At 73.6% G+C, this 7,479-nt stretch carries 8 protein-coding genes; 6 read left to right on the top strand and 2 right to left on the bottom strand.

Going from position 1 to position 7,479, the window contains the following annotated elements; genetic code table 11:
- From H5J30_RS11850 to H5J30_RS11870, 5 genes are all read left to right on the top strand, one after another.
- The coding region (locus tag H5J30_RS11850) for a peptidoglycan-binding domain-containing protein (protein ID WP_181787397.1) at window positions 1–865 on the top strand (865 nt) is incomplete at its 5' end.
- Entirely contained in the window at window positions 862–1,590 is a 729-nt protein-coding gene (locus tag H5J30_RS11855; protein ID WP_309505502.1) for an ABC transporter ATP-binding protein, read from the top strand. The genes H5J30_RS11850 and H5J30_RS11855, both read left to right, overlap by 4 nt.
- Window positions 1,587–2,840, top strand: coding sequence for an ABC transporter permease (locus tag H5J30_RS11860; RefSeq protein WP_181787398.1), 1,254 nt, complete (start codon window positions 1,587–1,589; stop codon window positions 2,838–2,840). The genes H5J30_RS11855 and H5J30_RS11860 overlap by 4 nt, the downstream gene beginning before the upstream one ends.
- Before the next feature lie 213 nt (window positions 2,841–3,053).
- A complete protein-coding gene (locus H5J30_RS11865) occupies window positions 3,054–3,707 on the top strand; it encodes a response regulator transcription factor (protein ID WP_181787399.1) in 654 nt (217 codons plus the stop codon).
- Window positions 3,688–4,857: a sensor histidine kinase gene (locus H5J30_RS11870; RefSeq protein ID WP_181787400.1), complete on the top strand. Its 1,170-nt coding sequence runs from the start codon at window positions 3,688–3,690 to the stop codon at window positions 4,855–4,857. Before H5J30_RS11865 ends, H5J30_RS11870 begins: the two co-directional genes overlap by 20 nt.
- 9 nt (window positions 4,858–4,866) lie before the next feature.
- On the opposite strand, the gene H5J30_RS11875 is transcribed toward H5J30_RS11870, so the two are convergent.
- Window positions 4,867–5,898, bottom strand: a complete 1,032-nt coding sequence (locus tag H5J30_RS11875) for a DUF8094 domain-containing protein (protein WP_181787401.1) — start codon at window positions 5,896–5,898, stop codon at window positions 4,867–4,869.
- Between the two features lie 241 nt (window positions 5,899–6,139).
- Here H5J30_RS11875 and H5J30_RS11880 point away from each other — a divergent pair, with 241 nt between their 5' ends.
- A complete protein-coding gene (locus tag H5J30_RS11880; RefSeq protein ID WP_181787402.1) occupies window positions 6,140–7,003 on the top strand; it encodes a phytanoyl-CoA dioxygenase family protein in 864 nt (287 codons plus the stop codon).
- A gap of 98 nt (window positions 7,004–7,101) precedes the next feature.
- On the opposite strand, the gene H5J30_RS11885 is transcribed toward H5J30_RS11880, so the two are convergent.
- Window positions 7,102–7,275 carry a hydrophobic protein gene (locus H5J30_RS11885; protein WP_181787403.1) on the bottom strand — a complete coding sequence of 58 codons (174 nt, stop codon included), beginning with the start codon at window positions 7,273–7,275 and terminating at the stop codon, window positions 7,102–7,104.
- Window positions 7,276–7,479: the final 204 nt, after the last annotated feature.

Here is a 7,479-nt window from a genome sequence, read left to right on the forward strand (position 1 = left end):
CGCCGGCATCGTCACCTGGACGCCCAACGAGGGCTCGACGATCAAGCGCGGCGAGACCGTGTACAGCGTGGACGGCGAGAAGGTCCCGCTGCTCTACGGCGACACCCCGCTGTACCGCACGCTGTCGGACGGCAGCGAGGGCGGCGACGTCGAGCTGCTCGAACGCAACCTCGCCGAGCTCGGCTACACCGGGTTCACCGTCGACGAGACCTACAGCTCGGACACCGCGGACGCGGTGTCCGCCTGGCAGGAGGGCCTGGGCCGGGAGCAGACCGGCGCCGTCGAGGCGGGCGACGCCGTGACCGCCCGGAGCGCCCGGCGCGTCGCCGCCCTGCAGACCTGGCCGGGCGCCAAGGCCGAGGGAGCGGTCCTCGACTGGACCGGCACCGAGCGGGTCGTCTCGGTCGAGCTGGACGCGCAGTTCGAGGACCTCGTACGGGTCGGCACCAAGGCCGAGATCGAGCTGCCCAACGGCACCACCGTGGACGGCAAGGTGACCGACATCGGCACCCCGCCCGCCGCTTCGGGCTCCGGCTCCGGCTCCGGCGGCGCCGGCGGCGAGAGCGAGGAGGACCAGGAGTCCACGCTGCCCCTGCAACTGGAGGTCGGCCGGCAGGACAAGCTGGGCCGCTACCAGGCGGCGCCCGTCGACGTGGTGCTCAAGGCGGACACCCGCGAGGACGTGCTCGCGGTGCCGGTGAACGCGCTCGTCGCCCGGCAGGGCGGCGGCTACGCGGTGCAGAAGGTGACCGCGGGCGGCAGCACGGAGTCCGTGCCCGTCGAGCTGGGCATGTTCGCCAACGGACTGGTCGAGGTCACCGGCGACGGCATCGGGGAAGGCATGTCCGTGGGGGTTCCGAAGTGACCGTCCCGTCCCCTCCGGTGGTCGAGCTGACCGGGGTCACCAAGACCTACGGGGACGTCGCCGCGCTCCGCTCCGCCGACGTCGTCATCCGGCGCGGCGAACTGCTGGCCGTCGTCGGCCCGTCCGGCTCGGGCAAGTCCACCATGCTCAACATCATGGGGACGCTCGACCGCCCCTCCGCGGGCACCGTCCGCATCGACGGCCACGACATCGACCGGCTCAGCGACCGCGAGCTGTCGGCGCTGCGGGCGGGCACCATCGGCTTCGTCTTCCAGCAGTTCCACCTCGCCCCCGGCGTCCCGGCGCTGGACAACGTCGCCGACGGGCTGCTCTACAGCGGCCGCACCCGCGCCGACCGGCGCCGCCTCGCCGAGCGGGCCATGCGCCGCGTCGGCCTCGGCCACCGCCTCTACCACGAACCGCACCAGCTCTCCGGCGGCGAGAAGCAGCGCGTCGCCATCGCCCGCGCGGTCCTCGGCGACCCGCCCCTGCTGCTCGCCGACGAGCCCACCGGCGCGCTCGACTCCCGCTCCGGGGCGGTCGTGATGGAGCTGCTCCACCAGCTCCACGAGGCCGGCACCACCGTCGTCGTCATCACCCACGACCGCGACATCGCCGCCTCCCTGCCCCGCGAAGTGCGTCTCAAGGACGGCGGCATCGAGCACGACTCCGCCCCCGGCGCCGCCCTGCCCGCGGCCCGGCTCTCCCAGGAGGCCGTCCGATGACCGCGCCGCACGCGACGGCGGAGATCGACCGCGTACAGCCGCACCCGCCGCCGCCCACCCCGCCGAGGCCCGCCCGGATGGCCCCGGCGGACGTGCTGCGGGTCGGAGGCTCCGGGCTGCGCTCACGGCCCATGCGGGTGTTCCTCTCCGCGCTCGGCATCGCCATCGGCATCGCCGCGATGATCGGCGTCGTCGGCATCTCCACCTCCTCCACCGAGGACCTGGACCGCCGGCTCAACGCGCTGGGCACCAACCTCCTCACCGTCACCCCCGGGCAGTCGTTCACGGGCTCCGAGGCCAGCCTGCCGGAGGAGTCCGTGGCCATGATCGGGGCCATCCCGGAGGTCGAGAACGTCTCGGCCGTCGGCCGCATCGACGCGAACGTCTTCCGCAACGACCGGATCCCCGAAGAGCAGACCGGCGGCCTGAGCGTCAGCGCGGCCCGCCTCGACCTGCCGGAGTCCGTAGGACTGCAGATCACCGAAGGACGCTGGCTGAACAGCGCGACCGGCCGCTATCCCGCGGTGGTCCTCGGCCCCAAGGCCGCCGAGCAACTCGGGATCTACGAAGCGGGGCCCGACTCGCAGGTGTGGCTGGGCGGCAGGTGGTTCACGGTCGTGGGCCTCACGGCGTACAACGAGCTGGTGCCCGAGCTGGACTCGTCCGCGCTGGTCGGCTGGGACGTCGCCGAGGACGAGCTGGGCTTCGCCGGCAACCCGACGACGATCTACACCCGCAGCGAGGACTCCGCCGTCGCCGACGTGCAGTCCGTCCTCGGCGCCACCGCCAACCCGGAGAACCCCAACGAGGCCACCGTCTCCCGGCCCTCCGACGCCCTGGCGGCCAAGGAGGCCACCGACGAAACCCTCAGCGGCCTGCTGCTGGGGCTGGGCGGGGTGGCGCTGATCGTCGGCGGCGTGGGCGTGGCCAACACCATGGTCATCTCCGTCCTCGAACGCCGCTCCGAGATCGGCCTGCGCCGCTCGCTGGGCGCCACCCGCGGCCAGATCCGCAGCCAGTTCCTCTGCGAGGCGCTGCTGCTGTCCGCGCTCGGCGGCCTCGGCGGCGTGGTGCTGGGCATCGGCGTGACCGTCGGCTACGCCACGTCCCAGGACTGGGCGACGGTGGTGCCGATATGGGCGATGGCCGGCGGCATCGGAGCGACGCTCCTCATCGGCGGGCTCGCCGGCTTCTACCCGGCGGTGCGCGCCGCCCGGCTGCCTCCCACCGAGGCGCTGGCCACCACCTGACGTACCGGTGCACCGGGACGGGGGAGTCCACACGGCGAACCGGTACGCGGACACGCCCACGCAGAGCGCGGTGTCCCCGCTGTCCCCCCGAGCAGCGGGGGCTCCGCCCTCCGCGATCGACCGCCCTCCCGGGCCGGGCCGCGCCACGGCCCGGGAGGGCATCCGACCTCGGCTGTTACCGGGGGCTTACGCGCTCTCCGGCACGCTGACGGCATGCGTGTGCTGATCGTGGAGGATCACCGGGAGCTGGCCGAGACCGTCGCCACCGGACTGCGCGGGGACGGCATGGACACGGACGTCGCGTACGACGGCCAGGAGGCCATGGACCGCGCCACGAGCCGCGAGTACGACGTGATCGTGCTCGACCGCGACCTGCCCCTGCTCCACGGCGACGAGGTGTGCCGCGCGCTGACCCGGCACGGCAGCCCCACCCGGGTGCTGATGCTCACCGCCTCCACCACCGTCGCCGACCGCGTCGACGGCCTCGGCCTCGGCGCCGACGACTACCTGACCAAGCCGTTCGCGTTCGCCGAGCTGATCGCCCGCATCCGGGCGCTCGGCCGCCGCCCGTCGAACGCCGTGCCGCCGGTCCTCACCCGCGCCGACCTGACCCTCGTGCCCGCGCAGCACCTCGCCAGCCGCGGAGGGCGCCGGCTCGACCTGTCGCGCAAGGAACTCGCCGTGCTGGAGCTGCTGCTGTCCGCGCAGGGCGCGGTCGTCTCCGCCGAGGAACTGCTCGAACGGGCCTGGGACGGCGCCGCGGACCCGTTCACGAACGCCGTGAAGGTCACCGTCAGCAGGCTGCGCCGCAAGCTCGGCGACCCGCCGGTGATCGAGACCGTCCCCCATGCCGGATACCGCATCTGAGCCCGCCCGCCGCACCGGCCGCCGGCTCCGCTGGACCGTCCGGCTCCGGCTGACGTTGCTGTACGGCGCGCTGTTCCTGGTCTCCGGCGTGGCGCTGCTCGCCATCACGTACGCGCTCGTCGCCCGCGGCAACGTGACCAAGGGCATCCTCGTCAGGTTCGACTCCCCCCAGCCCGGCGGCCAGGGCGACCCCGACATCCGGCACGTGGCCACCGAGCGCCACGAGGCCGCGCTGCAGGCGCTGCTGGCGCAGTCCGGCATCGCGCTCGCCCTGATGACCGCCGTGTCCGTCGCCCTGGGCTGGGTGATGGCCGGCCGGGTGCTGCGGCCCGTGCGGACCATGGCGGGCCGCGCCCGGCGGATCTCCGAGCACAACCTGCACGCGCGGCTGGCCATAGCGGGACCCGACGACGAGCTGAAGGACCTCGGCGACACCTTCGACGGGCTGCTGTCCCGGCTCGACGCCGCGTTCGAGGCGCAGCGCCGGTTCGTCGCCAACGCCTCCCACGAGCTGCGCACACCGCTGACGCTGCAGCGCGCCATGGTCGAGGTGGCGCTCTCCCGCCCGGGTGCGGACGCGGCGTCGCTGCGCGCCGTGTGCGAGCGCGTCGTCGCCTCCGGGGAAGAGCAGGAGCGGCTGATCGAGGCGCTGCTGACGCTGGCCGGCAGCCAGAGCGGGCTGGTGGCCGCCGAGCCCGTCGACCTCGCCCGGGTCGTACGCGAGGTGCTGCACGACCGCACCCGCGCCGCGCCCGGCACGCTGGACCTGCACTCCTCGCTGCGCCCGGCGCTCGCCTCGGGCGACGTGCGGCTCATCGCCCGGCTCGCGGGCAACCTGGTGGAGAACGCGCTGCGTTACACCCCGGCCGGCGGCTGGGTGCGGGTGGCGACGGACGTCAGGGAGACGGGCTATCCGATGCTGCGGGTGGTCAACAGCGGCCCGCGGATCCCCGCGGAGCGCATCCCCGACCTGTACGAGCCGTTCCAGCGGCTGCAGCCGCGGGCGGCCGGCGGCGGCTACGGCCTGGGGCTGTCCATCGTCGGCGCCGTCGCCGCCGCGCACCGCGCGGAGCTGACCACGGTGCCGGGGCCGGAGGGCGGGCTCTCCGTCACGGTGGAGTTCCCGCCGCCGGACCCGGCGGAGTGGTGAGCCGGGCGGTCAGCTCGCGCCGATCATCTCCACCTCGCCGCCGAGCTGCTCGACCTTGCCGCCGTCGGGTACGTGCGCTGCGTTCTGCACGGCGTAGTACTCCCGTACGCCCGGCGGCTCCTTCTCCTTGACGTACAGGCCGGTGGCGTCGCCCGGGATGATGTGGAAGCCCGGCCGGGTCGCGAAGTCCACCCGCGCGTCGTAGGAGTTGAAGACGGCCAGCGCGCCGCCGTCGGCGGTGCGCAGCGCGTAGACGTCGGGGAAGGCGGGCTTGTACGCGTCGTCCCACTTGCGGTTCTCGGACTCGAACTCGGTCTCGAAGTAGCCGTCGTGCTCGGGCCTGATCCAGTCCCGGCGGGTGGTGTGGTCCTTGACCATGTTCTTGCGCACCTCGCTGTCCGCGAGGACCTTGCCGGCCTTCTTGCCGCCCGACAGGTAGAGGTCGTTGACCGCGTCGTCGAGGCCGTCGAGCGCGGTGGCGCCCACCTCGGCGTCGGCGGGCAGGGCGGTCGGCAGGCCGCCGTCGCCGCGGGCGACCTCGGGGACGCGGCCCTGGATGCCGACGGACGCGACGTTCTTCCAGACGCCGCCGCCGGCGCGCTCGAAGACCAGCAGGCTGCGGTCGCCCTCGTCGTAACCGGGGCCCTCCACGGGGGCGTCGACCATGTACCAGTCGCCGCGGGCGGGGATGTAGTACTCGGCCTCGTCGGCGCGGTAGTGGAACGGCTTCTTGTAGAGCTTCTGGTACTTCTTCCCGTACGTCGGGAACTGCCTGTACTGCGCCTGGCTCTGCTGGTACAGCGCCCCGCCCTCGACCTCGCCCAGAGCCTTGCGGTCCAGGTCGGCGTTGGCCTCGTTGTTGGTCTCGACGTAGCGCTCCAGCACCTTGCGGGCCTGGCTCTCGCTGATCAACGGGCGGGGCTGCGCCTTCTCGCCGCCGGATCCGCCCCCGTCGTCGTCCGACCCGCCGCTGCACGCCGTGGCCAGCAGGAGCGCGGCCAGACCTGCGGCGGCGGATATGGCGGTCTTCTTCGTGCCCATGGGCGGTAACCCCCCGATGCGGTCAAGATCAGTGGTCGGGGCGAGTCTAAGCACAGGCCGTGCGCCGCCCGCGCCCTACCCCCGAACGCCGCGGGCGGACATACGCCATGGCGGACACCGGCCCCGCGTGGCTAGGGTGAGGGCCATGCGAACCGGATTCGTTTGACACTGACGGGCCCGTGGCCCTCCTCCCGTCCGATGCGCGAGACGACCTGCCATCGACACGAGAGGAGACGACGTCGTGACGTCGTTGTTCAGCCACCAACAGATCGAACACTTCCGCGCCTTCGGGTACGTGGTGCTGCACGGCCTGCTCACGCACGAGGAGACCGGCCGGCTCACCGCCGAGGTGACCGCCGGCCTCACCGACGCGTACGGCGGCCTCGGCACCGACACCGACCCGTACGACGAGGGCGGCATCCGCGGTGACTACCTGCCGCTCGCCGCCGACCGGACGCCCTTCAGCCAGTCGTTGATCGCCGACGACCCGCGGCTGTTCCAGGGCTCCGCGGAGCTGTGCGGGCGGATGACCGTGCCCGCGGTGCCCAGCGCGGTGTGCTTCACCACCAACTCCGGTTGGCACACGGACGTCGGCCCGGACGTGCCGGGCGTGACGTTCCTGGCCCACCTGGAGCCCCGTACGGCGCAGACCGGCGCGCTGCGGGTGCTGTCCGGGTCGCACGACCCGGCGTACGCCCGCAGGCTCGCCGCGTACCGGGGGCTCGATCCCGCCAACCAGGGGTTCTCCGGCTGGCCGATGCCCGAGACCGTGCTGCCGACGCGGCCGGGCGACGTGCTGGCCTTCGACGTTCATCTGCTGCACCGCTCCGCGGGCGGCGCGAACCGGCTGGCGTGGCGCACCGAGTACCTGGGGTGGCCCGGTCTGGGCGACGCGGACGGGATGCGCGTGGTACGGGAGTTGCTCACCGAGGACGAGTACGAGGACGCGGGGTTCGACCGCGTCCGCTGGCCGGAGTGGGACGAGTGGGCGGCAGGTGCCGCGGGTATCGCCTCGCGGCAGACGGCGCTCGACCGCCTGCGCCTGCTGGGTGCCGTCCCCGGGGCCCGTACCGCCGCCGAGGGCGGGGCCGGGCCTGACGCGTGACCGAAGGACACAGCCGTGGCCCCCGCCGATCGGGCGGGGGCCACGGCCCTTGTTCCGATGCGAAGTCGCGGGCCCTTCGAAGGGCCGTACGGCGACGGCTACCAGCGGTACCAGCGCGAACGGCGGGCGCCGCCCGTCGGCGTGGCGCGCATCACGAATCCCAGCAGCCACACGACGAGGACGACCACCGCGATCCACCACAGCGCCTTCACGGCGAAGCCGAGACCGAACAGAAGCATCGCCAGCAGAAGTACCAGCAAGATGGGAAGCATCTCGTCACCTCCGCACGACGAGTCCCCCGAATGCCTGCGGCTACACCCCCGGCACGGCCGGGAGACCTTCCTCGGCCGCGGCGAGGATCTCGGTCACGCGCAGACCCAGGCGTACGTCCCGGGGGTCGGGCCGGCCGGTCTCCGCCGCCTCCAGCAGCGCGTCCACGGCCCGTACGAACGCGGGCACCGGCCCGTCGCCGTCCC

The organism is Streptomyces phytophilus (assembly GCF_013870535.1).
GTDB classification, from domain to species: Bacteria; Actinomycetota; Actinomycetes; order Streptomycetales; family Streptomycetaceae; genus Streptomyces; species Streptomyces phytophilus.